Origin of the sequence: Streptococcus pseudopneumoniae (assembly GCF_001076775.1) — a bacterium.
In the GTDB taxonomy this organism is placed as follows: Bacteria; Bacillota; Bacilli; order Lactobacillales; family Streptococcaceae; genus Streptococcus; species Streptococcus pseudopneumoniae_G.
Genome location: NZ_JVGV01000027.1, coordinates 1 through 26829, shown reverse-complemented (window position 1 = coordinate 26829; position 26829 = coordinate 1). Strand labels below are relative to the sequence as shown.

Here is a 26829-nt window from a genome sequence, read left to right as displayed (position 1 = left end):
ATGTCTTTTAAAGTGCTACATAGAGGATACCAACATATCCGACTATCATCTTCTTTTTCACTCACCTTGGATATTCAAGACTATCTTCGTTCCTTGGCGAGAGATGAAAAGGGGATTGAGTCTATCCAGTTTTACATGGATCAACAGCACTTTACTCTACGTATAAAAGAAGGCTTTTCTGTATTAGATAATGCAGAAGCCTTTTTAAAAAGAATTGATAAAGGGAAAGTTTCTGAGTTGATGACTCTTCCCATTCGTAGAGAAGAGAGTGCTTATTCTATTGTTTCAGGTGCAGCGATTAAGCGTATGATTTTTCGTAGTTTTGTGCCGTATCCTATTCGCTATATATGGACTTGTTATCAGGCTTTGGGTTATGTTAGAGAAGCCTATCAGACCCTAGCGCGTAAGGAACTAACGATGGAGGTCTTGGACTGTTCGGCGATTTTATTGTCCTTGTTTATGAACCAATCCAAGACAGCTAGCAATATCATGTTTATGCTTGATTTGGGAAATCATTTAGATCAGTGGTCCTTGAAAAAAACTGCAACAGATTTAGAACAAAGCCTTCTTGCAAAAGAGAGCGATGTATTCCTAGTACAGGGCGATACGGTCGTTAGTATCAAGAGTTCCGATGTTCAAATAGGAGATGTCTTGGTCCTATCTCAAGGAAATGAAATTCTGTTTGATGGACAAGTAGTTTCAGGTTTAGGTATGGTCAACGAAAGTTCCTTGACGGGAGAGAGTTTTCCAGTTGAAAAAAGAGAGTCTGATTTGGTTTGTGCAAATACAGTATTAGAAACTGGAGAGTTGCGCATTCGTGTAACCGATAATCAGATGAACAGCCGGATTTTACAGCTGATTGAGTTGATGAAGAAATCTGAAGAAAACAAGAAAACGAAACAACGCTATTTCATCAAGATGGCGGACAAGGTCGTCAAATATAATTTCTTGGGGGCTGGGCTGACTTACCTATTGACAGGTTCTTTTTCGAAGGCTATTTCTTTCCTATTGGTCGATTTCTCCTGCGCTTTGAAAATCTCTACTCCTGTAGCTTATTTGACAGCTATCAAGGAGGGGTTGAATCGTGAAATGGTGATTAAGGATGGGGATGTTCTGGAGAAATATCTGGAAGTTGATACTTTCTTGTTTGATAAGACGGGAACAATCACAACTAGTTATCCTATAGTTGAAAAGGTGTTACCTTTTGGGGACTATAGTGAGGAAGATATTCTCAGAATCAGTGCCTGTCTTGAGGAACACATTTATCATCCTATTGCTAATGCTATCGTCAAGCAAGCTGAGATAGAGGGAATTGAACATGAGGAAATGCATGGGAAACTCCAATATATCGCAAGCAAGGGGATTAAATCTCATATAGATGGGCAACCAGTTCTTATTGGGAATTATGTCTTGATGCAGGATGAACAGATTCATATCAGTTCAGAACAAAATGCTTTAATTGAAGAGTACAAGAGTCACTACAATCTCTTATTCTTGGCTTATCAGAATGAATTGATTGGAATGTTCTGCATTCATACTCCTTTGAGAAAAGAAGCAAAAGCAGCCTTGGAGAAACTTAAGGCACAAGGAAAAAAATTGATTCTGGCAACAGGGGACACCTTGGTTAGAACAGAGGAATTAGTCAAAGATTTGCCCTTTGATCAGGTCTATACAGACTTGAAACCTGATGGAAAATTTGAGTTAGTAGAGGAACTGCAGAAAGCAGGTCACACTATTTTGATGGTTGGGGATGGGTTGAATGACTCAGCGGCTCTAACCCTATCAGATATCGGTGTGGTGATGAATGAGAGTGCAGATATTTCTAAGCAGATGAGCGATATCTTATTGTTAGATAATCGTTTGGATTTCTTCCAAGAGTTGGATTCGCTATCATCATCTTTGCAAACACTCATCAAGAAGAATATTCAAGATACCGTTGTCGTAAATAGTAGTTTGATTGGCTTTGGCTTGTTTAATTGGCTCAGTCCTTCAAATCTCTCTATCTTACATAATCTAACAACCTTACGCATAGTCCTGCGTAGCCTGTCTATTAAGGCTAGATAGATGTGGATATCAACAACAAAAAGGAGTTACCTTTCTCGAGGTTAACTCCTTTTTTATAGGTAAATGTTGAACAGTTTAGTAAGTCAATACAAAATATTTTTTCTTTCCACGACGGATAACAGTCAGTTCGTTCTCTAACTTATCTGCGTTACTCAAGACATAGTCAAGGTCTTGGATGCGGTCACCGTTTACGTAGATAGCTCCATTTTGGACATCTTCACGGGCTTGGCGTTTTGAGTTAACTACACCAGATGACACGAGCAGTTCCACGATGTTGAGGTTTTCGTCTGCTTGAACTTGGTAGTTTGGCACGCCACGAAGTCCTTGTTTGAGTTCTTTGACAGAAAGGTTTTTGATGTTTCCTGCAAAGAGTTGCTCAGTGATGTTGAGGGCTTCTTTGTAAGCTTCTTCGCCGTGAACAAGTGTAACGACTTCACGAGCCAAGACTTTTTGAGCCAAGCGTTCGTGTGGAGCTGCTTCAAATTGTTTACGGATGTCTTCAATCTCATCAAGTGACAAGAAAGTAAAGATCTTCAAGAAGCGAACAGCGTCAGCGTCCATCACGTTCATCCAGAATTGGTACATTTCGTATGGAGAAGTCTTTTCAGGATTGAGCCAGACTGCGTTTCCTTCTGATTTACCAAATTTCTTACCAGTTGCATCTGTGATCAATGGAACAGTGATTACGTGGCCAGTTTTGTCAGCTTTACGACGAAGCAATTCGGTACCAGCTGTCATATTTCCCCACTGATCAGAACCACCGATTTGAAGAGTGACATTATGGTCTTGGTTAAGAACGAAGAAGTCGTAACCTTGCATGATTTGGTAGGCAAACTCAGTGTATGAAATTCCTGTTTCGATCCGTTTTTTCACAGACTCCTTGCTCATCATGTAGTTGACAGTAAAGTATTTTCCGATATCACGGAGGAAATCAATGAAGCTGATGCTGCCAAACCAGTCGTAGTTGTTGACCATGACAGCTTTATTTTCACCATTTTCAAAGTCAAGAAAACGAGACAGTTGTCCTTGGATAGACTTGACCCAGCCATCTACTGTGTCTTTTGTTTGGAGACTACGTTCAGCATCTTTGAAGGACGGATCTCCGATGAGACCTGTAGCACCGCCAACGAGCGCATAAGGTTTGTGACCTGCTAGTTGCAAGCGACGACTTGTCAAGATTGCGACAAGGTGGCCTAGGTGAAGGCTGTCAGCAGTTGGATCATAGCCAGTATAATAAGAAACTTGACCTTCTTCTAGGGCTTTACGCAAAGCTTCTTCATCAGTCGTTTGAAAAATCAAACCACGCTCTTTTAGCTCATCAAAAATGTGCATGTGTCTTTTCTCCTTTATAAAATATTGTTTCTACCTATTGTATCACAAACTTGGGCAATAGCCTAGTAGAATAGGGAAGAAAGTGGCTATTTTATTGAAAGTTTACCTTTTATGGTATAATAGAAAGAGTGAGGAAATCCATGCAAAATCAATTAAATGAATTAAAACGAAAAATGCTGGAATTTTTCCAGCGATTAAAATCAAAAATAAATCATAAAAAATCAGAGAAAGTCTCAGAAGAGAAGCAGTCGGATGGGACAGGTGGGAGAATTCTGTCTATTCTAGGTAGCATTTTAGTTGCTATCAAGGGAATTTTGAATACTCTCTTTATTCTAGGCTTTATCGGTGGGCTTTTTGGTGCTGGTGTAGCTCTTGGTTATGGAGTTGCTTTGTTTGACAAGGCTAAGGTTCCCCAATCGGAGGACTTGGTCAAGCAGGTTAAAAATATTTCTTCCATCTCAGAAATTGTTTATGCAGATGGGAGTGTCATTGCTTCTATCGAGAGTGACCTACTGCGAACTTCTGTTTCATCTGAGGAAATATCAGACAATCTCAAAAAGGCTATCGTTGCAACTGAGGACGAACATTTTCTTGAACATAAAGGGGTTGTGCCCAAAGCTGTGATTCGGGCGACTTTGGGAACTTTTGCAGGTTTGGGCTCGTCTAGTGGGGGCTCGACCTTGACCCAACAGTTAATCAAACAACAAGTGGTCGGAGATGCTCCGACTTTGGCTCGTAAGGCTACAGAAATTGTTGATGCCCTTGCCTTGGAACGCAGCATGAGTAAGGATGAAATCTTGACCACTTATCTCAATGTTGCTCCCTTTGGTCGAAATCATAAAGGACAGAATATTGCAGGTGCCCAGCAAGCTGCTGAAGGGATTTTCGGTATCGATGCCAACAAGTTGAGTATTCCTCAAGCCGCTTTCTTAGCAGGTTTGCCACAGAGTCCGATTACTTATTCCCCTTATGAAAATACTGGAGAGTTAAAGAGTGATGAAGACTTAAAACTTGGTTTGAAGCGGGCTAAGGATGTTCTCTACAACATGTACCGTACGGGTGCTCTGACTCAAGAAGAATACGACCAGTACAAGGATTATAATCTCAAACAAGATTTCTTGCCATCAGGAACTATCAATGCTGTTTCGAGGGATTACCTTTACTTTACGGCTATGGCTGAAGCGACAGACCGTATGTATGATTATTTAGTTCAACAGGACAACGTCTCTAGTCAGGAGTTGAAAAAGGAAGCGGTTCAAAAGGCTTATCATGAGCGAGCTGAGCAGGAACTAAGTAACGGTGGCTATAAAATCACGACAACGATCAATAAAAAAATCCATAACGCCATGCAAAATGCAGTTGCTAACTACGGTCGTTTGGTAGATGATGCGACTGGGCAGCCTGAAGTAGGGAATGTTTTGATGGACAATAAAACGGGGGCTGTTCTAGGATTTGTTGGTGGTCGTAATTACCAGACTAACCAAAACAATCACGCCTTCGACACTAAGCGTTCGCCAGCCTCTACAACCAAGCCTTTGTTGGCCTACGGTATTGCCATTGACCAAGGTTTGATGGGAAGTGCTAGTATCTTGTCCAATTATCCAACAAAATTCTCTAATGGAAATCCTATCATGTATGTAAATAGTCCAGGTACAGGCATGATGACCCTGGGTGAAGCCTTGAACTATTCGTGGAATATCCCAGCCTATTGGACCTATCGCATGCTGCGTGAGAAGGGCGTGGATGTCAAGGGTTACATGGAGAAAATGGGTTACGAGATTCCGGAGTACGGTATCGAAAGTCTGCCTATGGGCGGTGGTATTGAAGTCACAGTTGCCCAGCATACCAATGGTTATCAAACAATTGCCAATAACGGTGTCTACCATCAGAAACATGTGATTTCTAAGATTGAATCATCTGACGGTAGAGTAATCTATGAATTCCAATACAAGCCAGTTCAAGTGTACTCGAAGGCAACAGCAACAATTATGCAGAGTTTGCTTCGTGAGGTGATTTCATCTCGGATCACTTCAAGTTTCCAAACGGATTTGGCTTCTATTAATTCAAGCTTAGCTCGTGCAGACTGGATTGGTAAGACTGGGACAACCAATGAAGATGAAAATATGTGGCTCATGCTTTCGACGCCAAGATTGACTCTAGGTGGTTGGCTAGGGCATGATGACAACCGCCCAATGGCTAAGGGGGCTGGGCATTATCGAAATGCCAAATATATGGCTTACTTGGTCAATGCTATCCAACAGGCTGAGCCTGGTGTTTGGGGCAATGAACGCTTTAATCTTGATTCTAGTGTGACCCAATCTCAGGTCCTCAGATCTACAGGACAGAAGCCAGGCAAAGTATCCGTTAATGGAAAAACAGTGGATCTTTCAGGGGCTACTGTAACGAGCTATTGGGCTAATAAAGTGGGAGCTCCTACAACAAGCTATCACTTTGCTATTGGAGGAAGTGAAGCAGATTACCAAAATGCTTGGTCAAGTATCGTTAGCACACTACCAACTCCTTCTAGCTCAAATACTAGTTCGAATAGCAGTTCAAGTAGTAGTTCTAACAATAGTAGCAATTCAAGCGCTACTAAACCTTCTTCTTCAAGGGCGAGACGATAAGTTCTTTAAACTTTTCTAAATGAAGTGGCTAATCAATGGATTGCCACTTTTTTCTTTTTTCCTTTCGTGTTACAATAAAGGTATGAATCGGTATCAGAAAAAGATTGTTAAAGGAACTATTTATTCGCTCCTATCCGGCTTAATCTGGGGAATCTGTGGAATTTTAGGAGAATATTTCTTTACTCATTATCAAGTGTCCTCTGGCTGGATTACCTCTATGCGTTTGACACTAGCAGGGAGTCTTGTGCTCATTTGGTCTGCAATACAATTAAAATCGCAAGTGCTAGATATTTGGCGAGATAAGAAAAATTACCTACCCTTTTTAGCCTATGCTATTTTGGGGATTTTTTCAGTTCAGTATTTTTTCTATCTCTGTGTAGAATACTCAAATGCAGCGACAGCAACTATTTTACAGTTTATCAGTCCTGTCTTTATCCTCTTTTACAATCGCTTGGTTTATCAAAAACGAGCGTCAAAAAGCGCTATTTTTTATGTTTTGGTTGCCATGTTGGGTGTTTGCTTGATGGCGACAAAGGGAGATCTCTCTCAATTATCCATGACACCGCTAGCACTTGTGACGGGTTTGCTGAGCGCCATGGGGGTCATGTTTAATGTTATCTTACCTCAACCTTTTGCTAAGCGTTATGGGTTTGTACCCACGGTTGGGTGGGGGATGATTTTGGCAGGTTTATTTAGCAATGTCCTCTCGCCGGTTTACCAGCTTTCCTTTACTCTTGATATTTGGAGTATTTTGATTTGTCTCATTATCGCTTTCTTTGGGACGGCTTTTGCTTTTTTCATTTCCATGAAGGCGGTGTCCTTGGTTTCTCCCTTGGTGGTTTCTGTCATTAGTGCCAGTGAACCTCTCTCTTCTGCCCTTTTGAGTGTTTTATTTTTAGGCTTGGTAGTGGATTGGTCCCTTCTTCTAGCTATGGCCCTGATTATTTTACCCATGATTTTCCTATCGATAGAAGAAGCTAAAGAAAGTGAATAAAAAGTCTTTTCTTAATTCTAAAAGTGTGCTATACTAGAATAGTCAATAAAACACGGGGAGATAGTTGTGAAGAGTGTTTTTAGGTTGTATCGGTAGGGGCTTGCTTTTACCGACAGCACGTTTTATCTCACATCCCTAAAAATCATACCTAAAAACAAACAAAAAGGCTTCAAATTTGAGGCCTTTTTTGGTAGAATAGGTATCATTAAAATGAACTAGGAGGCGCTTATGACTGCTACAAAAATGAACGCTCAAGAAATTATTCAATTTATCGCCAATGCTGAAAAGAAAACCAGTGTTAAAGTAACCTTTGAGGGACAACTTGCAGCTGCTGTACCAAGCTCTGTTGTCAAACTAGGGAATGTCCTATTCGGAGATTGGAAGGACGTGGCTCCCCTTCTCGATGGTTTGGTAGAAAATCAAGACTATGTTGTTGAGCAAGACGCTCGTAATTCTGCAGTTCCTTTGCTAGATAAACGTGCTATCAATGCTCGTATTGAGCCGGGTGCTATTATCCGTGATCAGGTTGAAATTGGTGACAATGCTGTTATCATGATGGGAGCGGTTATCAATATCGGTGCTGAAATTGGTGCAGGAACCATGATTGACATGGGGGCTATCCTTGGTGGCCGTGCTATCGTGGGGAAAAACAGTCACGTTGGTGCAGGTGCCGTTCTTGCAGGTGTGATTGAGCCAGCTAGCGCAGAACCAGTCCGTGTTGGAGACAATGTTCTCATCGGTGCCAACGCAGTGGTTATCGAAGGGGTCCAAATCGGTAGTGGTTCAGTTGTCGCAGCAGGAGCTATTGTTACCCAGGATGTCCCAGAAAACGTGGTGGTAGCAGGTGTTCCAGCTCGTATCATCAAAGAGATTGATGCCCAAACCCAACAAAAAACAGCGCTAGAGGATGCGCTTCGTACCTTATAATTGTAAAAGTAATAAAGAGGCGGAACCCTTCTTCCAGCCTCTTTCTGCTATATCGGAGGATAGATAGATGTTAGATTTGATTCAGACTAGACGAGATTTGCACCAGATTCCAGAGATTGGCTTGAAGGAGTTCAAGACTCAAGCTTATCTGTTGGATGTGATTGAGAAATTGACTGCGGGCAAGAATTTTGTTCAAGTTCGTACTTGGCGAACAGGGATTTTGGTCTATTTACAGGGAAGTCAGCCAGAGCGGACCATTGGTTGGCGAACAGACATTGATGGCCTGCCTATCGTCGAACAAACAGGCCTTCCTTTCGCTTCTCAGCACCAAGGCCGCATGCATGCTTGTGGACATGATTTTCATATGACTATTGCCTTGGGCTGTCTAGAGCGCGCCCTTGAGGAGCAGCCAAAGAACAATCTGCTCTTTCTGTTTCAACCTGCTGAAGAAAATGAAGCTGGTGGCATGCTCATGTATGAGGATAGCGCTTTTGGAGACTGGTTGCCAGACCAGTTTTATGGACTTCATGTTCGGCCAGATTTGAAGGTTGGACAGATTGCGACCAATACTCATACACTCTTTGCAGGGACTTGCGAGGTGAAGATTCGTTTTAAAGGTAAAGGAGGACATGCAGCCTTTCCGCATGAAGCCAATGACGCTTTGGTGGCGGCTAGTTACTTTGTGACCCAGGTGCAGTCAGTTGTCAGCCGCAATGTCAACCCAATCGAGGGAGCAGTGGTGACCTTTGGAGTTTTCCAAGCTGGAACAACAAACAATGTTATCACAGACACAGCCTTTTTGCATGGAACTATTCGGGCCTTGACACAGGACATGAGTCTTTTGGTGCAAAAAAGGGTCAAAACAGTTGCAGAAGGGGTTGCAGCTGCCTTCGATATGGAAGTCGAAGTGGAACTCAAACAAGGTGGTTACCTGCCTGTTGAGAACCATCCAGCCTTGGCGCGTGAACTGATGGACTTCTTTGAAGAGAAAGAGGGAATCGAGTTGATTGATATCGAGCCTGCTATGACAGGTGAAGACTTTGGTTATCTCCTTTCAAAAGTTGATGGCGTTATGTTCTGGCTAGGTATTGATAGTCCCTATGCCCTTCATCACTCTCAGATGAGTCCTAAGGAAGAAGCATTAGCTATTGGGGTGGATGCGGTCTCTAGTTTCCTGAAAAAGAAGGCAGCAGAGTAGAGGGCTTGTCTATGAAATCGGAATTACGTAAGCAAGTCTTGCACGAAATGAAGGATTTACCTCGAGAGCAAAAACAGGCTATGGATCAAGCTTTAACGGATCAATTTTTGGAACATCCCTTCTACCAAGAAGCTAAGATCATCGCAACCTACCTCTCTTTTCCTCATGAGTTTCAAACGCAGGAACTGATTGAGCAGGCGCTGAAGGACGGCAAAAAGGTTCTGATACCCAAAACCTATCCCAAGGGGCGCATGGACTTTGTGGTCTATGATCCGCAACAACTGGTCAAAACTTCCTTTGGCTTACTGGAACCACAGGGAGATTTGGAAGTGGTGGATGCCTCTCAGATTGATTTGATTCATGTTCCTGGTCTGGCTTTTACGACGGAAGGATATCGGATTGGATACGGTGGAGGTTATTATGATCGCTATCTGAAACATTTATCTGGTCATACTTTTAGTACGATCTATCCTTGTCAAATTCAGGACTTTATCCCTGAAAGCCATGATATTCCTGTTCAGGAGGTATTAATTGATGAAGGAAATCTTTGACAGACGTTATCCTGTGACGAGTTTCTTTCTCTTAGTGACGGCCTTGGTATTTCTACTAATGTTGGTGACTACAGGTGGAAACTTTGACAGGGCAGATACCCTATTTCGATTTGGAGCCATGTATGGGCCTGCTATTCGGCTCTTTCCTGAGCAGTTTTGGCGTCTCTTTTCAGCCGTTTTTGTTCATATTGGTTGGGAGCATTTCATTGTCAATATGCTTTCGCTATATTATCTTGGTAGGCAAGTAGAGGAAATTTTCGGATCTAAGAAGTTTTTCTTTCTCTATCTTTTATCAGGAATGATGGGTAATCTCTTTGTTTTTGTATTTAGTCCAAAATCCTTAGCAGCAGGAGCTTCTACTTCTCTCTATGGGCTATTTGCCGCGATTATCATTCTTCGCTATGCTACGCGTAATCCTTATATCCAGCAGTTGGGGCAATCCTATCTGACACTTTTTGTGGTTAATATTATTGGAAGTGTTCTGATTCCAGGAATCAGCCTAGCAGGCCATATCGGGGGAGCAGTTGGTGGAGCATTTCTAGCAATTATCTTTCCAGTTCGAGGAGAAAGACGGATGTATAGTACCAGCCAGAGGTTAGGAGCGGTAGTCTTGTTTGTAGGACTCGCAGTGTTACTTTTCTATAAGGGAATGGGGATGTGAAGAAGTTGGAAGACAATTTGTGTAATGAAAAAAGATAAGGCATTTCGAACCTTATCTTTTTTGTTTTATACTCAATGAAAATCAAAGAGCAAACTAGGAAACTAGAAGCAGGTTGCTCAAAGCACTGCTTTGAGGTTGTAGATAGAACTGACGAAGTCAGTAACATATATACGGCAAGGCGACGTTGACGTGATTTGAAGAGATTTTCGAAGAGTATTAGTCCTTTTCAGCTAATTCTTTTCCAAGTTGGATGAGGTAATCTTTGAAGTCATCTTTGACTTGTGGGTGCTTGAGGGCGTAGTCAATAGATGTTTTCATAAAGCCAAACTTATCCCCAACGTCGTAACGAGCTCCTGTAAATTCACGGGCGAAAACACGTTGTGTTTTATTAAGCGTATCGATAGCATCGGTAAGCTGGATTTCATTTCCAGCACCAGGAGCTTGATTTTCGAGGATATCAAAAATTTCTGGTGTGAGCAGATAGCGTCCGATGATTGCCAAATCACTTGGAGCATCTTCTGGAGCTGGTTTTTCAACGAAAGTTTCGACACTGTAGAGACCATTAATTCCTTCACCCTGAGGAGCTATAACTCCATATGCTGAAACGTCTTCATGAGAAACAGGCATAACAGCAATTGTTGATGCGTGAGTCGTCTCGTAATCGTTCATCAATTGTTTTGTCAAAGGGACAGCATGGTCATCTGTGATATCCATTAGGTCGTCACCAAGCATGACAACGAAGGGCTCATTCCCTACAAAAGCTTTGGCTTGTAAGACAGCATCTCCAAGCCCACGAGGATGACTTTGACGAATAAAGTGAAGGCGAATGCCCGTTGTTTCGTCTACCAATTTTAGCAAGTCGTGTTTGCCTTTTTCTTTGAGGTTGTACTCAAGCTCAAAGTTCGAGTCAAAGTGGTCTTCAATAGAACGTTTTGACTTACCAGTGACAACCAGAATATCTTCAATACCTGATTTAAGAGCTTCTTCTACGATAAATTGGATAGTTGGTTTGTCCACAATTGGCAACATCTCTTTAGCAAGTGCTTTGGTTGCTGGTAAAAATCGAGTTCCAAGTCCAGCGGCAGGGATGACTGCCTTTCTAACTTTTGATGTCATAAGAATCCTTTCTCTAGAGGGTTAAGACCACTCATTTTCTGCTTTAAATTCATTGTTCATGATGTCGTAAATGGCATCTTTAATATTGGTTCCGTGGTAAATAACTTGGTAAATGGCTTGTGTAATTGGCATATAGACTCCAAGTTCTTGCGCTAGTTCATAGGCTGCTCGAGTTGTTGAGATTCCTTCAATCACCATGCCCATATTGGCTTCGATATCAGCTAGAGATTCTCCACGACCAAGAGCATCTCCGGCTCTCCAGTTACGAGAGTGGATGGAGGTTCCCGTTACGATCAAGTCTCCTACACCGGATAAGCCACTATAGGTCAATGGACTGGCCCCAAGTGCTACTCCTAGGCGGGTAATTTCTGCCAAGCCTCGAGCGATGATGGCTGCCTTGGCATTGTCACCAAATCCCAAACCATGTAAAGCTCCAGCACCGACAGCAATAATATTTTTAAGAGCACCAGCAGTTTCAACTCCGATAACATCCGTATTGGTATAAAGTCGAAAGTAGTGATTACTAAAGAGTTCCTGAACATATTGAGCTGTTTGTAAATCTTTAGAAGCAGCAGTGATTAAAGTCAGGTCACGTACAATGGTTTCTTCCGCATGACTAGGTCCTGAAACAACGACAATATCACTGCGGAGATGTTCAGGAATTTCTTCTTCAAGGATAGTTGATAATCGTTTATGGCTATCAGGCTCTAATCCCTTTGATGCGTGCATGATGATAGCCTTATGGTCTAAGGTTTTTGCAACTTGTTGGGCAACAAGTCGTGTCACTTTTGTTGGGACAACAAACAAAATCGCATCTACATCTTTTAATGCCTCTGCTAAGTCAGTGTAGGCAATGATATTTTCATCTAGAACGACATCTTTAAAGTAGTGCTTGTTAGTATGATAGGTATTAATTTCATTGATTTGCTCGGGAAGATTTCCCCAAATACGTACCTCGTGTCCATTGTCATTTAAGACTTGTGAAAGGGCAGTTCCCCAAGATCCAGGCCCCAAGACGGCGACGGTTTGTTTTTCCATGATTTCCTCCTTAATAGAGTCCTTTCCATTATTCTATCATATTCTAGAGGATTTTGCACTTGCATTGCTGGGGAGTGATGGCTTTGTTGCTTGAAAAATATACAAAAACCGAGCCTAAGTAATAAACTCTTAGTCTCGGTTTTGATATTCCTTAAAGAATAACTAGGTTTATTTCAATTGATCTGTAATGTCTTTTGATAGCAACATTCCCAGATGGTAAGTTTTATTGATATATGCAATGACATCATTGATATTTTCAGTCGTTTGAATTTTCTCTTTGATATCAGTCCTAAATGTTTCATCCTTTAAAAGTTGTTCTTGGTAGAGTTTTTGCAGTCTTTCCTTCTCGTACTTATTAAGCAGAAAAAGGAAAACCAAGCTAATCACAACGAGGATATAAGCATATTGGCTCATAGGAAATCTCCCTGTATGATAAAGAAATAGTAGTGAATAAATCGATTTAGTGGATCTAAAATAGTAGAACAAGCCAGCAAAACTTGATAAGATTTTTGATAGACCTCTAAACCAAATTACGTATAGGATTTGGTCTTAGTTACTTAGACTGCTTTACAATCAAGTAACTTGAAGATTACGACGTCATGGTCTCTAAATCGATTATATTTAGAGACCATGACTAGTGGAGCAGTTAGCTAGTCCGCATACAAGCTTCTAGCGTCTAACAATTAGGAACTTTAGTTCCAATAACTTTAAGATTACGACGTTTTAGGACATAAATCAATCATATTTATGTCCTAAAACTAGTGAAGCGCCTAGCCAAAGTCCGAATAGGATTTGACGTTAGTTACTTAGATTGCTCTGCAATCAAGTAACTTTGGCGATTTACATCTTCTCAGGTGCTTCTACTCCAAGCAAGCGAAGGGCTTCTTTTAGAACGACTGCGGTTGCGTAGCTGAGGGCTAAACGGCTGTCGCGCTCAGGATTTTCGTCTAGGATACGTGTATGTGCATAGTACTTGTTAAAGGCTTGAGCCAGGCTAATTGCAAATTTAGCAATGATAGAAGGTTCAAAGTTATCCGCCGCACGGTTAATAATACGTGGGAAATCTTGGATGAGTTTGATGACTTCCCAGCTTTCAGCATCATTCAAGCTATAGTTGCCAGCTGTTTCTGGTTTGAAGTCTGCTTTACGTAAGATAGATTGGATACGAGCGTAAGCATATTGAACGTAAGGTCCAGTTTCCCCCTCGAAAGATACCATAGCCTCTAGGTCGAAATCATATCCATTTGTACGGTCGGTTTTGAGGTCATAGAATTTAATGGCTCCAACCCCAACAGCATGCGCTACCTGGTCTTTGTTTTCTAGTTCAGGATTTTTAGCCTCGATTTGGGCCTTGGCACGACTAACGGCCTCTGCAACAGTAGGCTCTAGTAAGATGACATTCCCTTTACGAGTAGAGAGTTTCTTCCCTTCTTTTGTAACCAAACCAAAAGGAACATGAGTAATGTCTTCACTCCAGTCGTAGCCCATTTCTTTCAAGACAGCTTTGAGCTGTTTAAAGTGGGCAGATTGCTCTTGACCAACGACATAGATAGATTTAGCAAATTGGTATTCGTTTTTACGGTAAAGGGCTGCAGCCAAGTCACGTGTGATATAGAGAGTTGCTCCATCAGATTTCTTGATGAGGGCAGGATGTTCAATTCCATATTTCTCAAGATTCACAACTTGGGCACCTTCTGATTCAACAAGAAGACCTTTTTCAGAAAGAATGTCTACAACTGCATCCATTTTATCGTTGTAGAAGGCTTCCCCGTTATAGCTGTCAAATTCGACTTGCAATTCATTGTAAAGGCGGTTAAATTCCACCAAACTTTCATCACGGAACCATTGCCAAAGAGCGAGAGCTTCTTCATCTCCATTTTCAAGTTTACGGAACCATTCGCGCGCTTCTTCATCCAAGCTAGGGTCGTTTTCAGCTTCAGCGTTGATGCGGACATAGAGTTTAAGAAGTTCATCGATTGGATGAGCTTTTACAGCTTCTTCGTCACCCCATTTTTTGTAGGCAACAATCAACATGCCAAACTGTTTACCCCAGTCTCCCAAATGGTTGACCTTGACTGTTTGATAACCGATTTTTTGGAAAATATGTGACAAGCTATCTCCGATAACAGTTGAGCGTAGGTGGCCAATAGAAAATGGTTTAGCGATATTGGGACTAGACATATCGATAACAACATTTTCTTGTTTGCCAATAGTTTGGTCAGCATAGTGTTCTTTTTCAGTGATAACAGCTTGCAATACTTGAGCAGAAATGGCAGATTTATCAAGGAAAAAGTTAACGTAAGGTCCTGTTGCGACAACCTTTTCAAAGGCTTGGCTGTTAATTTTTTCAGCCAGTTCAGCAGCAATCATTTGAGGTGCTTTACGTTCGACTTTTGCAAGTGAAAAAGCAGGGAAAGCAATGTCTCCCATTTCTGAGTTTTTAGGGGTTTCCAGTAAATTTAAAATAGCCTCTTGGTCTAGGCTATCAATGACGCTAGCCAACTCGCTAGCAATCAATTCTTTTGTATTCATTAAGAGCTCCTTTTTGGACTTTTCTACTATTTTATCACAATTTTAAAGAAAGAAGAAAAAATTTTTGAAATCTCCTATTTTTTTGGTATAATATAGTTATAAAATTAGTTATAAATATGCATATAAGAGGATTTTATGAGAAAAAGAGATCGTCATCAGTTAATAAAAAAAATGATTACTGAGGAGAAATTAAGTACACAAAAAGAAATTCAAGATCGGTTGGAGGCACACAATGTCTTTGTGACGCAGACAACTCTATCTCGTGATTTGCGCGAAATCGGCTTGACCAAGGTCAAGAAAAATGATATGGTGTATTATGTACTAGCAAATGAGACAGAAAAGATTGATTTGGTGGAATTTTTGTCTCATCATTTAGAAGGTGTTGCAAGAGCAGAGTTTACCTTGGTGCTTCATACCAAATTGGGAGAAGCCTCTGTTTTGGCAAATATTGTAGATGCAAACAAGGATGAATGGATTTTAGGAACAGTTGCTGGTGCCAATACCTTATTGGTCATTTGTCGAGACCAGCACGTTGCCAAACTCATGGAAGATCGTTTGCTAGATTTGATGAAAGATAAGTAAGGTCTTGGGAGTTGCTCTCAAGACTTATTTTTGACAAGGAGAGACGGAAAATGGCGACAGAAAAGCTATCACCCGGCATGCAACAGTATGTGGATATTAAAAAGCAATATCCAGATGCTTTTTTGCTCTTTCGGATGGGTGATTTTTATGAATTATTTTATGAGGATGCGGTCAATGCTGCGCAGATTCTGGAAATTTCCTTAACGAGTCGCAACAAGAATGCCGACAATCCGATTCCTATGGCGGGTGTTCCCTATCATTCTGCCCAACAGTATATCGATGTCTTGATTGAGCAGGGCTATAAGGTAGCCATTGCTGAACAGATGGAAGATCCTAAACAAGCAGTTGGGGTTGTAAAACGAGAGGTTGTTCAGGTCATTACGCCAGGGACAGTGGTCGATAGCAGTAAGCCGGATAGTCAGAACAATTTCTTGGTTGCCATAGACCGCAAAGGCAATCAATTTGGCCTAGCTTATATGGACCTGGTGACGGGTGACTTTTATGTGACAGGTCTTTTGGATTTCACGCTGGTTTGTGGGGAAATCCGTAATCTCAAGGCGCGAGAAGTGGTGCTGGGCTATGACTTGTCTGAGGAAGAGGAACAAATCCTTAGTCGTCAGATGAATCTGGTACTTTCCTATGAAAAAGAAGGCTTTGAAGACCTTCATTTACTGGATTCACGATTAGCAGCTGTGGAGCAAGCGGCATCTAGTAAGTTGCTCCAGTATGTCCATCGAACTCAGATGAGGGAATTGAACCACCTCAAGCCTGTTATCCGCTATGAAATCAAGGATTTCTTGCAGATGGATTATGCGACCAAGGCTAGTCTGGATTTGGTTGAGAATGCTCGATCAGGCAAGAAGCAAGGCAGTCTTTTCTGGCTTTTGGATGAAACCAAAACAGCTATGGGTATGCGGCTCTTGCGGTCTTGGATTCATCGCCCCCTGATTGATAAGGAACGAATCGTCCAACGCCAAGAAGTGGTGCAGGTCTTTCTCGACCATTTCTTTGAGCGTAGTGATTTGACAGACAGTCTCAAGGGTGTTTATGACATTGAGCGCTTGGCTAGTCGGGTTTCTTTTGGTAAAACCAATCCCAAGGATCTCTTGCAGTTGGCGACTACCTTGTCTAGTGTGCCACGGATTCGTGCGATTTTAGAAGGCATGGAGCAACCTGCTCTAGCTTATTTTATAGAACAACTGGATGGAATTCCTGAGTTGGAGAGTTTGATTAGCGCAGCGATTGCTCCTGAAGCTCCTCATGTGATTACAGAAGGTGGCATTATCCGCACTGGATTTGATGAGACTTTAGACAAGTACCGTCGCGTTCTCAGAGAAGGGACTGGCTGGATTGCTGAGATTGAGGCTAAGGAACGCGAAAACTCTGGTATCAGCACGCTTAAGATTGACTACAATAAAAAGGATGGCTACTATTTCCATGTGACCAATTCGCAACTGGGAAATGTGCCTGCTCACTTTTTCCGCAAGGCGACGCTGAAAAACTCAGAACGTTTTGGAACCGAAGAATTAGCCCGTATCGAAGGAGATATGCTGGAGGCGCGTGAAAAGTCAGCTAACCTAGAGTACGAAATCTTTATGCGCATCCGTGAGGAAGTCAGTAAGTATATCCAGCGTTTGCAGGCTCTAGCTCAAGGAATTGCGACAGTTGATGTCTTACAGAGTCTGGCGGTTGTGGCTGAAACCCAGCATTTGATTCGGCCAGAGTTCGGAGAGGATTCGCGAATTGATATCCAGAAAGGGCGCCATGCTGTCGTTGAAAAGGTTATGGGGGCTCAGACCTATATTCCAAATACGATTCAGATGGCAGAAGATACCAGTATTCAACTGATTACAGGGCCCAACATGAGCGGAAAGTCAACCTATATGCGTCAGTTAGCCATGACGGCGGTTATGGCTCAGTTGGGATCTTATGTGCCAGCAGAAAGCGCCCATTTACCGATTTTTGATGCGATTTTTACCCGTATCGGAGCAGCCGATGACTTGGTTTCAGGTCAATCAACCTTTATGGTGGAGATGATGGAGGCCAATAATGCTATTTCGCATGCGACCAAGAACTCTCTCATTCTCTTTGATGAGTTAGGTCGTGGAACTGCAACTTATGACGGGATGGCTCTTGCCCAGTCCATCATCGAATACATCCATGCACATATCGGAGCCAAGACTCTCTTTGCGACCCACTACCATGAGTTGACTAGTCTGGAGTCTAGTTTACAACACTTGGTCAATGTCCACGTGGCAACCTTGGAGCAGGATGGGCAGGTCACCTTCCTTCACAAGATTGAACCAGGACCAGCTGATAAATCCTACGGTATCCATGTTGCCAAGATTGCTGGCTTACCAGCAGACCTTTTAGCAAGGGCGGACAAGATTTTGACTCAGTTAGAGAATCAAGGTACAGAAAATCCTAATCCTATGAGACAAACAAGTGCTGTCACAGAACAGATTTCACTCTTTGATACGACTGAAGAACATCCTATCCTAGCAGAATTAGCTAAACTGGATGTTTACAATATGACACCTATGCAGGCTATGAATGTCTTGGTCGAGTTAAAACAAAAATTATAAAGAATGAATTACTTGTCATTCTAGCTGTATCAAGGAGACTTCTTTGACAAGTTCTCACTTTTTTGCTAGAATAACATCACACAAACAGAATGAAAAGGAGCTGACGCATTGTCGCTCCCTTTTGTCTATTTTTTAAGGAGAAAATATGCTGATTCAGAAAATCAAAACCTATAAGTGGCAGGCACTGGCCTCGCTTCTGATGACGGGCTTGATGGTTGCTAGTTCACTTCTGCAACCGCGTTATCTGCAGGAAGTGTTAGACGCCCTACTTGCTGGGAAATATGAAGCCATTTATAGTATCGGGGCTTGGTTGATTGGTGTTGCCTTGGTCGGTCTGGTTGCTGGTGGGCTCAATGTTGTCCTTGCAGCCTATATTGCTCAAGGAGTTTCATCTGACCTTCGAGAGGATGCCTTCCGTAAAATCCAAACCTTTTCTTATGCTAATATTGAACAATTTAATGCGGGAAATCTAGTCGTTCGAATGACCAACGATATCAACCAGATTCAGAACGTGGTCATGATGACCTTCCAAATTCTTTTCAGACTCCCCCTCTTGTTCATAGGTTCCTTTATCCTTGCGGTTCAAACTTTGCCATCTCTGTGGTGGGTGATTGTTCTCATGGTGATCTTAATTTTTGGTTTGACTGCTGTCATGATGGGGATGATGGGGCCACGTTTTGCTAAGTTCCAAACCCTTCTTGAGCGCATCAATGCTATTGCCAAGGAAAATCTGCGCGGTGTTCGTGTGGTCAAGTCCTTTGTCCAAGAAAAAGAGCAGTTTGCTAAGTTTTCGGAGGTCTCAGACGAGCTTCTTGGTCAAAACCTTTACATTGGTTATGCCTTTTCAGTGGTGGAACCCTTTATGATGTTAGTTGGCTATGGGGCGGTATTCCTCTCTATTTGGCTAGTTGCAGGGATGGTTCAGTCGGATCCTTCTGTTGTGGGTTCTATTGCTTCCTTTGTTAATTACCTAAGCCAGATTATCTTTACCATTGTTATGGTTGGATTTTTAGGAAATTCTGTCAGTCGTGCTATGATTTCTCTGCGTCGTATTCGAGAAATTCTGGATGCAGAGCCAGCCATGACCTTCAAGGATGTCCCAGATGAAGAGTTGGTCGGAAGTCTTAGCTTTGAAAATGTGACCTTTACCTATCCAATGGATAAGGAACCGATGCTGAAAGATGTGAGCTTTACTATTGAACCTGGTCAGATGGTTGGTGTCGTTGGAGCGACTGGTGCAGGAAAATCAACCTTGGCTCAATTGATTCCACGCCTCTTTGACCCACAGGAAGGGGCCATCAAAATCGGAGGCAAGGATATTCGAGAAGTGAGTGAAGGAACCCTGCGTAAAACTGTTTCTATCGTTCTTCAACGTGCCATTCTCTTCAGTGGAACGATTGCAGATAACTTGAGACAGGGTAAGGGAGATGCTACTCTATTTGAAATGGAGCGAGCAGCCAATATTGCCCAGGCTAGTGAATTCATTCATCGTATGGAGAAAACCTTTGAAAGTCCAGTTGAGGAACGAGGAACCAACTTCTCTGGTGGGCAAAAACAAAGGATGTCGATTGCGCGTGGGATTGTCAGCAATCCACGTATTCTGATTTTTGACGATTCGACCTCAGCCTTGGATGCTAAGTCAGAGCGCCTTGTTCAAGAAGCCTTGAATAAGGACTTGAAGGGAACGACAACTATTATCATCGCGCAAAAGATTAGCTCGGTTGTCCATGCAGACAAGATCTTGGTTCTAGATCAAGGACGATTGATTGGTCAAGGTACGCATGCAGACTTGGTTGCCAACAATACCGTTTACCGTGAAATCTATGAAACACAGAAAGGGAAGGAGGAGTAAAATGAAGACAGTTCAGTTTTTTTGGAATTATTTTAAAGTTTATAAGCTATCATTTGTAGTTGTTATCCTGATGATTGTTTTAGCGACTCTTGCTCAAGCCCTCTTTCCGGTCTTTTCTGGACAAGCAGTGACGCAGCTAGCTAATTTAGTTCAAGCTTATCAAGATGGCAATCCAGAACTTATTTGGCAAAGTCTATCAGGAATCATGGTCAATCTTGGACTGCTGGTTTTGGTTCTATTTATCTCTAGTGTGATATACATGTGTCTCATGACGCGTGTGATTGCAGAGTCGACTAACGAGATGCGCAAAGGCCTCTTCGGTAAGCTTGCTCGCTTGACGGTTTCTTTCTTTGACCGCCGACAAGATGGAGATATCCTGTCTCGTTTTACCAGTGATTTGGATAATATCCTCCAAGCCTTTAACGAAAGCTTGATTCAGGTCATGAGCAATATTGTTTTATATATCGGTCTGATTCTTGTCATGTTTTCGAGGAATGTGACGCTGGCTCTCATCACCATTGCCAGCACACCAATAGCCTTCCTCATGCTGATTTTCATCGTAAAAATGGCACGCAAATACACCAATCTCCAGCAGAAAGAGGTAGGGAAACTCAACGCCTATATGGATGAGAGTATCTCAGGTCAAAAAGCTGTCATTGTTCAAGGGATTCAAGAGGATATGATGGCAGGATTTCTTGAACAAAATGAGCGCGTACGCAAGGCAACCTTTAAAGGAAGAATGTTCTCAGGAATTCTTTTCCCTGTCATGAATGGGATGAGTCTGGTCAACACAGCCATCGTTATCTTTGCTGGTTCAGCTGTTTTATTAAATGATAAGACTATTGAAACTAGTACAGCCCTAGGTTTGATTGTTATGTTTGCCCAATTTTCACAGCAGTACTACCAGCCTATTATCCAAGTTGCGGCTAGTTGGGGAAGCCTTCAGTTGGCCTTTACTGGAGCTGAACGAATTCAGGAAATGTTTGACGCAGAGGAAGAAATCCGACCTGAAAAGGCCCCAATCTTCACTAAGTTGCAAGAAGGTGTCGAAATCAGTCATATCGATTTTTCTTATCTGCCTGGTAAACCTATTTTGAAAGATGTGAGCATTTCTGCCCCTAAAGGCCAGATGACAGCAGTTGTTGGTCCGACTGGGTCAGGGAAAACGACTATTATGAACCTCATCAATCGCTTTTATGATGTTGATGCTGGTGGGATTTATTTTGATGGGAAAGATATTCGTGACTATGATTTAGATAGTCTCAGAAGTAAGGTGGGAATTGTCTTGCAAGATTCGGTCTTGTTTAGCGGAACGATTCGAGACAATATCCGTTTCGGTGTGCCAGATGCTAGTCAGGAAATGGTTGAGGCAGCAGCCAAGGCAACCCATATTCATGACTATATCGAAAGCTTACCTGATAAGTACGATACTCTTATAGATGATGACCAGAGCATCTTCTCAACAGGACAGAAACAATTGATTTCCATCGCTCGAACCCTGATGACAGATCCAGAAGTTCTCATTCTCGATGAAGCAACTTCAAACGTAGATACGGTGACAGAAAGCAAGATTCAGCATGCCATGGAGGCGGTTGTAGCAGGTAGAACCAGTTTCGTTATTGCCCATCGTTTGAAGACCATCCTCAATGCTGATCAGATTATTGTCCTCAAAGATGGAGAAGTCATTGAACGTGGTAATCACCATGAACTCTTGAAACTAGGTGGCTTCTATTCAGAACTCTATCACAATCAATTTGTTTTTGAATAAGAAAGAAGTTGTCCTATGTGGGCAGCTTTTTCTTGTCCATAAAAAATATTTATCACAGCCTTAAAAAAAACATATTAGACGAAAGTCATTTTGAGTGATATGATAGGACTATCGTTATACTCAATGAAAATCAAAGAGCAAACTAGGAAGCTAGCCGCAAGCTGTACTTGAGTACGGTAAGGCGACGCTGACGTGGTTTGAAGAGATTTTCGAAGAGTATTAACATTCGAAAGGAGAGACATCATGACTAGAACGGTTGTAGGAGTTGCTGCAAATCTATGTCCCGTAGATGCAGAAGGCAAAAACATTCATTCATCTGTATCTTGTAGATTCGCAGAGAGCATTCGTCAAGTCGGTGGTCTCCCTTTAGTCATTCCTGTTGGTGATGAGTCAGTTGTACGCGATTATGTAGAAATGATTGACAAACTTATCTTGACAGGCGGTCAAAATGTCCATCCTCAATTTTATGGAGAGAAAAAGACCATCGAGAGCGATGATTACAATCTAGTCCGTGATGAGTTTGAACTGGCCCTCTTAAAGGAAGCTCTCCGCCAGAATAAACCAATTATGGCAATCTGTCGCGGTGTTCAACTTGTCAATGTTGCCTTTGGTGGAACGCTCAATCAAGAAATCGAAGGTCACTGGCAAGGCCTACCTTTCGGAACATCTCATTCTATTGAGACAGTAGAAGGAAGCGTGGTGGCTAAGCTATTTGGAAAAGAAAGTCAAGTCAACTCCGTCCATCGTCAAAGTATTAAAGATTTGGCACCTAATTTCCGTGTAACTGCTATTGATCCAAGAGACCAAACTATTGAAGCGATTGAGTCTATCGACGAGCACCGCATTATCGGTTTGCAGTGGCATCCAGAGTTTCTGGTTAATGAAGAAGATGGCAATTTAGAATTATTTGAGTATTTATTGAATGAACTGTAACGACTGGGACATCTGGTCGTTCTTTATTTTATTTTTTCAAAATTTTTGGAATGTGGGATTTTTACGCAAACGTTTGAATTCTGATAAAAAATGGAGAAATTCGACAAAAAAACTTGAAAAAAACGAAGGTAAGCGTTATGATAGAAAAGAAGAAATATTGGAGGAATAACATGTCACATATTAAATTTGATTATTCAAAAGTTTTAGACAAATTTGTTGCACCACATGAAGTGGAATACATGCAATCACAAGTAACAGCAGCAGATAAATTGATCCGTAAAGGAACTGGTGCTGGTAGCGACTTCTTGGGATGGTTGGACCTTCCTGAAAACTATGACCGCGAAGAATTTGACCGCATCTTGAAAGCTGCTGAGCAAATCAAATCAGACAGCGATGTTTTGGTTGTAATCGGTATCGGTGGATCTTACCTTGGTGCGAAAGCAGCAATCGACTTCTTGAACCACCACTTTGCAAACTTGCAAACAAAAGAAGAACGCAAGGCTCCACAAATCCTTTACGCAGGAAACTCAATCTCATCTACTTACCTTGCTGACTTGGTAGAGTACGTAGCTGACAAAGACTTCTCGGTAAACGTGATTTCTAAATCAGGTACAACAACTGAACCAGCTATCGCTTTCCGTGTCTTCAAAGAACTTTTGGTTAAGAAATACGGTCAAGAAGAAGCAAACAAACGTATCTATGCAACAACTGACCGCCAAAAAGGCGCTGTTAAGGTTGAAGCAGATGCTAACGGTTGGGAAACATTTGTTGTTCCAGATGATATCGGTGGACGCTTCTCAGTATTGACAGCCGTTGGTTTGCTTCCAATCGCAGCATCAGGAGCTGACATCAAAGCCCTTATGGAAGGTGCGAATGCAGCTCGCAAAGACTACACTTCAGATAAAATCTCTGAAAACGAAGCTTACCAATACGCAGCAGTTCGTAACATCCTTTACCGTAAAGGCTATGCAACTGAGATCTTGGTAAACTACGAGCCATCACTTCAATACTTCTCAGAATGGTGGAAACAATTGGCTGGTGAATCAGAAGGAAAAGACCAAAAAGGTATCTACCCAACTTCAGCCAACTTCTCAACTGACTTGCACTCACTTGGTCAATTTATCCAAGAAGGAACTCGTATCATGTTTGAAACAGTTGTCCGTGTTGACAAACCTCGTAAAAACGTGATTATCCCTAGCTTGGAAGAAGACCTTGATGGACTTGGTTACCTTCAAGGAAAAGACGTTGACTTTGTAAACAAAAAAGCAACTGACGGTGTTCTTCTTGCCCACACAGATGGTGATGTACCAAACATGTACGTGACTCTTCCAGAGCAAGATGCTTTCACTCTTGGTTACACAATCTACTTCTTCGAATTGGCTATCGCTCTTTCAGGTTACTTGAATGCTATCAACCCATTTGACCAACCAGGTGTTGAAGCTTACAAACGTAACATGTTTGCCCTTCTTGGAAAACCAGGATTTGAAGAATTGAGCAAAGAACTTAACGCACGTCTATAATAGAAGAAAAGAGTGGCTTGTCCACTCTTTTTACTCTCTTTATCCATAGAAATTGGCCTCAGCCAAGACTTGTGATATAATATAGAGAGCAAAAAGGCAGACGCCTAGAGACTTTATAGGAGAAACTATGTCAAAAGATATCCGCGTACGTTACGCACCAAGTCCAACAGGACTACTACACATCGGGAATGCCCGTACAGCATTGTTCAACTACCTTTACGCACGTCATCATGGTGGAACTTTTATTATCCGTATCGAAGATACTGACCGTAAACGCCATGTCGAAGATGGTGAACGTTCACAGCTTGAAAACCTTCGTTGGTTAGGTATGGATTGGGATGAAAGCCCAGAAACACATGAAAATTACCGCCAGTCTGAGCGTTTGGACTTGTATCAAAAATACATAGACCAACTGTTAGCTGAAGGAAAAGCCTACAAATCTTACGTTACAGAAGAAGAGTTGGCAGCTGAACGCGAACGCCAAGAAGCAGCTGGCGAAACACCTCGATATATCAACGAATACCTTGGTATGAGTGAAGAAGAAAAAGCAGCTTACATCGCAGAACGTGAAGCAGCAGGGATCATCCCAACTGTTCGTTTGGCTGTCAATGAGTCAGGTATCTACAAGTGGCATGATATGGTCAAAGGTGATATCGAATTTGAAGGTGGAAATATCGGTGGTGACTGGGTTATCCAAAAGAAAGATGGTTACCCAACATACAACTTTGCCGTTGTCATTGATGATCATGATATGCAGATTTCTCACGTAATCCGTGGAGACGACCACATTGCTAATACACCAAAACAGCTCATGGTTTATGAAGCACTTGGTTGGGAAGCTCCAGAGTTCGGTCACATGACCTTGATTATCAACTCTGAGACTGGTAAGAAGTTATCTAAACGTGATACTAATACACTTCAATTTATCGAAGATTATCGAAAGAAAGGTTACCTTCCAGAAGCAGTCTTTAACTTTATTGCTCTTCTTGGTTGGAACCCAGGTGGCGAAGATGAAATCTTCTCTCGTGAAGAACTCATTAAACTTTTCGATGAAAACCGCCTCAGCAAGTCTCCAGCTGCCTTTGACCAGAAAAAACTAGACTGGATGAGCAATGATTATATCAAGAATGCAGACCTAGAAACTATCTTTGAAATGGCAAAACCATTCTTAGAGGAAGCGGGCCGTTTAACTGACAAGGCTGAAAAACTAGTTGAGCTCTATAAACCACAAATGAAATCAGTAGATGAAATTATTCCATTGACAGATCTCTTCTTCTCAGATTTCCCAGAATTGACCGAAGCAGAGCGCGAAGTCATGGCGGGGGAAACAGTCCCAACAGTTCTTGAAGCCTTCAAAGCAAAACTTGAAGCGATGACAGATGATGAATTTGTAACAGAGAATATCTTCCCACAAATCAAAGCAGTTCAAAAAGAAACAGGTATTAAAGGAAAAAATCTTTTCATGCCTATTCGTATCGCAGTTTCAGGTGAAATGCATGGGCCAGAATTGCCAGATACAATTTTCTTGCTTGGACGTGAAAAATCAATACAGCATATCGAAAATATGTTAAAGGAAATCTCTAAATAAGGAGGATGTAACAATGGACATCTGGGAAAAGATGTACGAAGAAGCACAGAAATTGTATAATCCACATGAAGTATCTGATTTTGTTTATGCTAATCATGTCGTTGCCGCAGTAGAAGCAGAAGATGGGCAAATATTTACAGGATTCTGTATGGAGGGAACCTGTGGTGTTTTCCATCTCTGCGCAGAACGGGCGGCACTCTTCAATATGTACCAATTCTCGAGACAAACTAAAGTTAAAAAAGTCTTAGCTTTTCGAGACAAACCACCTTATGGTGGAAGTTCGGGTATGCCTTGTGGCGCTTGCAGAGAGTTCCTCTTAGAGTTGAACGCTGAAAATAAAGATGCAGAATTCATGATGGATTACGATACAAGAAAGACGGTGAAAGTCGCAGAACTAATCCCATATTGGTGGGGAGAAGAACGTGCTTCTAAGTTTAACAATCAATAGAAGAGTCAGTATAATTCTGGCTCTTTTTACTTAAAGCTTAAGTTCAACTGGTTTTACTAATGCTTGATTAGTCGAAAAGAATCGAAAAAAGAGCGCACAAAATCCCCTCATCTGAAAGCGTTTCAGATTAAGTTTCGATATGGTGGAAGTTACGTTGAGAAGTTACCACTTAAAAAAGTTTAAAAAAGTAGTTGACAAAGGAGGAAAAGCCTGTATAATAGTAAGAGTTGAAAATAACAACTCTGGTCCGTTGGTCAAGGGGTTAAGACACCGCCTTTTCACGGCGGTAACACGGGTTCGAATCCCGTACGGACTATGGTATGTTGCGGTTGAGGCACTTGATGAAAAAAAGATTAAAAAAGTTTCAAAAAAGTGTTGACAAGCGAAAGCACCTGTGATATACTAATATAGTTGTCGCTTGAGAGAAGTGAGTGACAAAGACCTTTGAAAACTGAACAAGACGAACCAATGTGCAGGGCACTACAACTAAGGTTGTAGTACTGAACAATGAAAAAA

Annotated in this window: 20 protein-coding genes and 1 tRNA gene; 16 read left to right on the top strand and 5 right to left on the bottom strand. The window is 41.9% G+C overall.

Annotated features, from left to right (window positions below; genetic code table 11):
* Positions 1–2064: a heavy metal translocating P-type ATPase gene (locus ADJ60_RS08065; RefSeq protein WP_049544523.1), complete on the top strand. Its 2064-nt coding sequence runs from the start codon at positions 1–3 to the stop codon at positions 2062–2064.
* A gap of 75 nt (positions 2065–2139) precedes the next feature.
* Here ADJ60_RS08065 and tyrS read toward each other — a convergent pair whose 3' ends face one another.
* A complete protein-coding gene (tyrS, locus tag ADJ60_RS08060) occupies positions 2140–3396 on the bottom strand; it encodes a tyrosine--tRNA ligase (protein WP_049544522.1) in 1257 nt (418 codons plus the stop codon).
* Between the two features lie 140 nt (positions 3397–3536).
* On the opposite strand from tyrS, the gene pbp1b reads away from it, so the two are divergent.
* The 6 genes from pbp1b to ADJ60_RS08030 all read left to right on the top strand — a co-directional run bounded on the left by pbp1b (position 3537) and on the right by ADJ60_RS08030 (position 10351).
* Positions 3537–6020, top strand: a complete 2484-nt coding sequence (gene pbp1b / locus ADJ60_RS08055; RefSeq protein WP_049544521.1) for a penicillin-binding protein PBP1B — start codon at positions 3537–3539, stop codon at positions 6018–6020.
* 82 nt (positions 6021–6102) lie between these two features.
* Entirely contained in the window at positions 6103–7014 is a 912-nt protein-coding gene (locus ADJ60_RS08050; RefSeq protein ID WP_049544520.1) for a DMT family transporter, read from the top strand.
* 228 nt (positions 7015–7242) lie between these two features.
* A complete protein-coding gene (gene dapD, locus ADJ60_RS08045; RefSeq protein ID WP_000127451.1) occupies positions 7243–7941 on the top strand; it encodes a 2,3,4,5-tetrahydropyridine-2,6-dicarboxylate N-acetyltransferase in 699 nt (232 codons plus the stop codon).
* A gap of 67 nt (positions 7942–8008) precedes the next feature.
* Positions 8009–9139, top strand: coding sequence for an N-acetyldiaminopimelate deacetylase (locus ADJ60_RS08040; protein ID WP_049544519.1), 1131 nt, complete (start codon positions 8009–8011; stop codon positions 9137–9139).
* 11 nt (positions 9140–9150) lie between these two features.
* Complete coding sequence (locus ADJ60_RS08035) at positions 9151–9690, top strand: 5-formyltetrahydrofolate cyclo-ligase (protein ID WP_049544518.1); 540 nt, start codon at positions 9151–9153, stop codon at positions 9688–9690.
* Positions 9674–10351, top strand: coding sequence for a rhomboid family intramembrane serine protease (locus tag ADJ60_RS08030; protein WP_020903402.1), 678 nt, complete (start codon positions 9674–9676; stop codon positions 10349–10351). The genes ADJ60_RS08035 and ADJ60_RS08030 overlap by 17 nt, the downstream gene beginning before the upstream one ends.
* 216 nt (positions 10352–10567) lie before the next feature.
* On the opposite strand, the gene galU is transcribed toward ADJ60_RS08030, so the two are convergent.
* The 4 genes from galU to argS form a co-directional block, all read right to left on the bottom strand.
* Positions 10568–11467: a UTP--glucose-1-phosphate uridylyltransferase GalU gene (gene galU / locus ADJ60_RS08020; protein ID WP_049544516.1), complete on the bottom strand. Its 900-nt coding sequence runs from the start codon at positions 11465–11467 to the stop codon at positions 10568–10570.
* Between the two features lie 21 nt (positions 11468–11488).
* On the bottom strand, positions 11489–12505 hold the full coding sequence (locus ADJ60_RS08015) for an NAD(P)H-dependent glycerol-3-phosphate dehydrogenase (RefSeq protein ID WP_020903403.1): 1017 nt from the start codon (positions 12503–12505) through the stop codon (positions 11489–11491).
* A gap of 168 nt (positions 12506–12673) precedes the next feature.
* Positions 12674–12919 (bottom strand): hypothetical protein, encoded by a 246-nt coding sequence (locus tag ADJ60_RS08010; RefSeq protein WP_049544515.1) that lies wholly within the window; start codon positions 12917–12919, stop codon positions 12674–12676.
* Between the two features lie 426 nt (positions 12920–13345).
* The gene (gene argS, locus ADJ60_RS08005; RefSeq protein WP_049544514.1) at positions 13346–15037 is read right to left on the bottom strand and encodes an arginine--tRNA ligase; all 1692 of its coding nucleotides are present in this window, start codon (positions 15035–15037) and stop codon (positions 13346–13348) included.
* Between the two features lie 135 nt (positions 15038–15172).
* On the opposite strand from argS, the gene argR reads away from it, so the two are divergent.
* The 9 genes from argR (at position 15173) to ADJ60_RS07955 (ending at position 26629) form a co-directional block, all read left to right on the top strand.
* On the top strand, positions 15173–15619 hold the full coding sequence (gene argR / locus ADJ60_RS08000; RefSeq protein ID WP_001231476.1) for an arginine repressor: 447 nt from the start codon (positions 15173–15175) through the stop codon (positions 15617–15619).
* 50 nt (positions 15620–15669) lie between these two features.
* Positions 15670–18204, top strand: a complete 2535-nt coding sequence (mutS, locus tag ADJ60_RS07995; protein ID WP_049544513.1) for a DNA mismatch repair protein MutS — start codon at positions 15670–15672, stop codon at positions 18202–18204.
* A 145-nt stretch (positions 18205–18349) separates the two neighbouring features.
* Entirely contained in the window at positions 18350–20056 is a 1707-nt protein-coding gene (gene patA / locus ADJ60_RS07990) for a multidrug efflux ABC transporter subunit PatA (RefSeq protein WP_049544512.1), read from the top strand.
* Between the two features lies 1 nt (position 20057).
* The gene (gene patB / locus ADJ60_RS07985) at positions 20058–21824 is read left to right on the top strand and encodes a multidrug efflux ABC transporter subunit PatB (RefSeq protein ID WP_049544511.1); all 1767 of its coding nucleotides are present in this window, start codon (positions 20058–20060) and stop codon (positions 21822–21824) included.
* A 243-nt stretch (positions 21825–22067) separates the two neighbouring features.
* Positions 22068–22757 (top strand): gamma-glutamyl-gamma-aminobutyrate hydrolase family protein, encoded by a 690-nt coding sequence (locus ADJ60_RS07980; protein WP_033687443.1) that lies wholly within the window; start codon positions 22068–22070, stop codon positions 22755–22757.
* Positions 22758–22927: 170 nt separating this feature from the next.
* A complete protein-coding gene (locus ADJ60_RS07970; protein WP_049515882.1) occupies positions 22928–24277 on the top strand; it encodes a glucose-6-phosphate isomerase in 1350 nt (449 codons plus the stop codon).
* 127 nt (positions 24278–24404) lie between these two features.
* Complete coding sequence (gene gltX / locus ADJ60_RS07965; RefSeq protein WP_000031054.1) at positions 24405–25865, top strand: glutamate--tRNA ligase; 1461 nt, start codon at positions 24405–24407, stop codon at positions 25863–25865.
* Between the two features lie 13 nt (positions 25866–25878).
* A complete protein-coding gene (locus tag ADJ60_RS07960) occupies positions 25879–26313 on the top strand; it encodes a cytidine deaminase family protein (protein WP_049544510.1) in 435 nt (144 codons plus the stop codon).
* Between the two features lie 244 nt (positions 26314–26557).
* A tRNA-Glu gene (locus tag ADJ60_RS07955) sits at positions 26558–26629 on the top strand.
* The last annotated feature ends 200 nt before the right edge of the window (positions 26630–26829 follow it).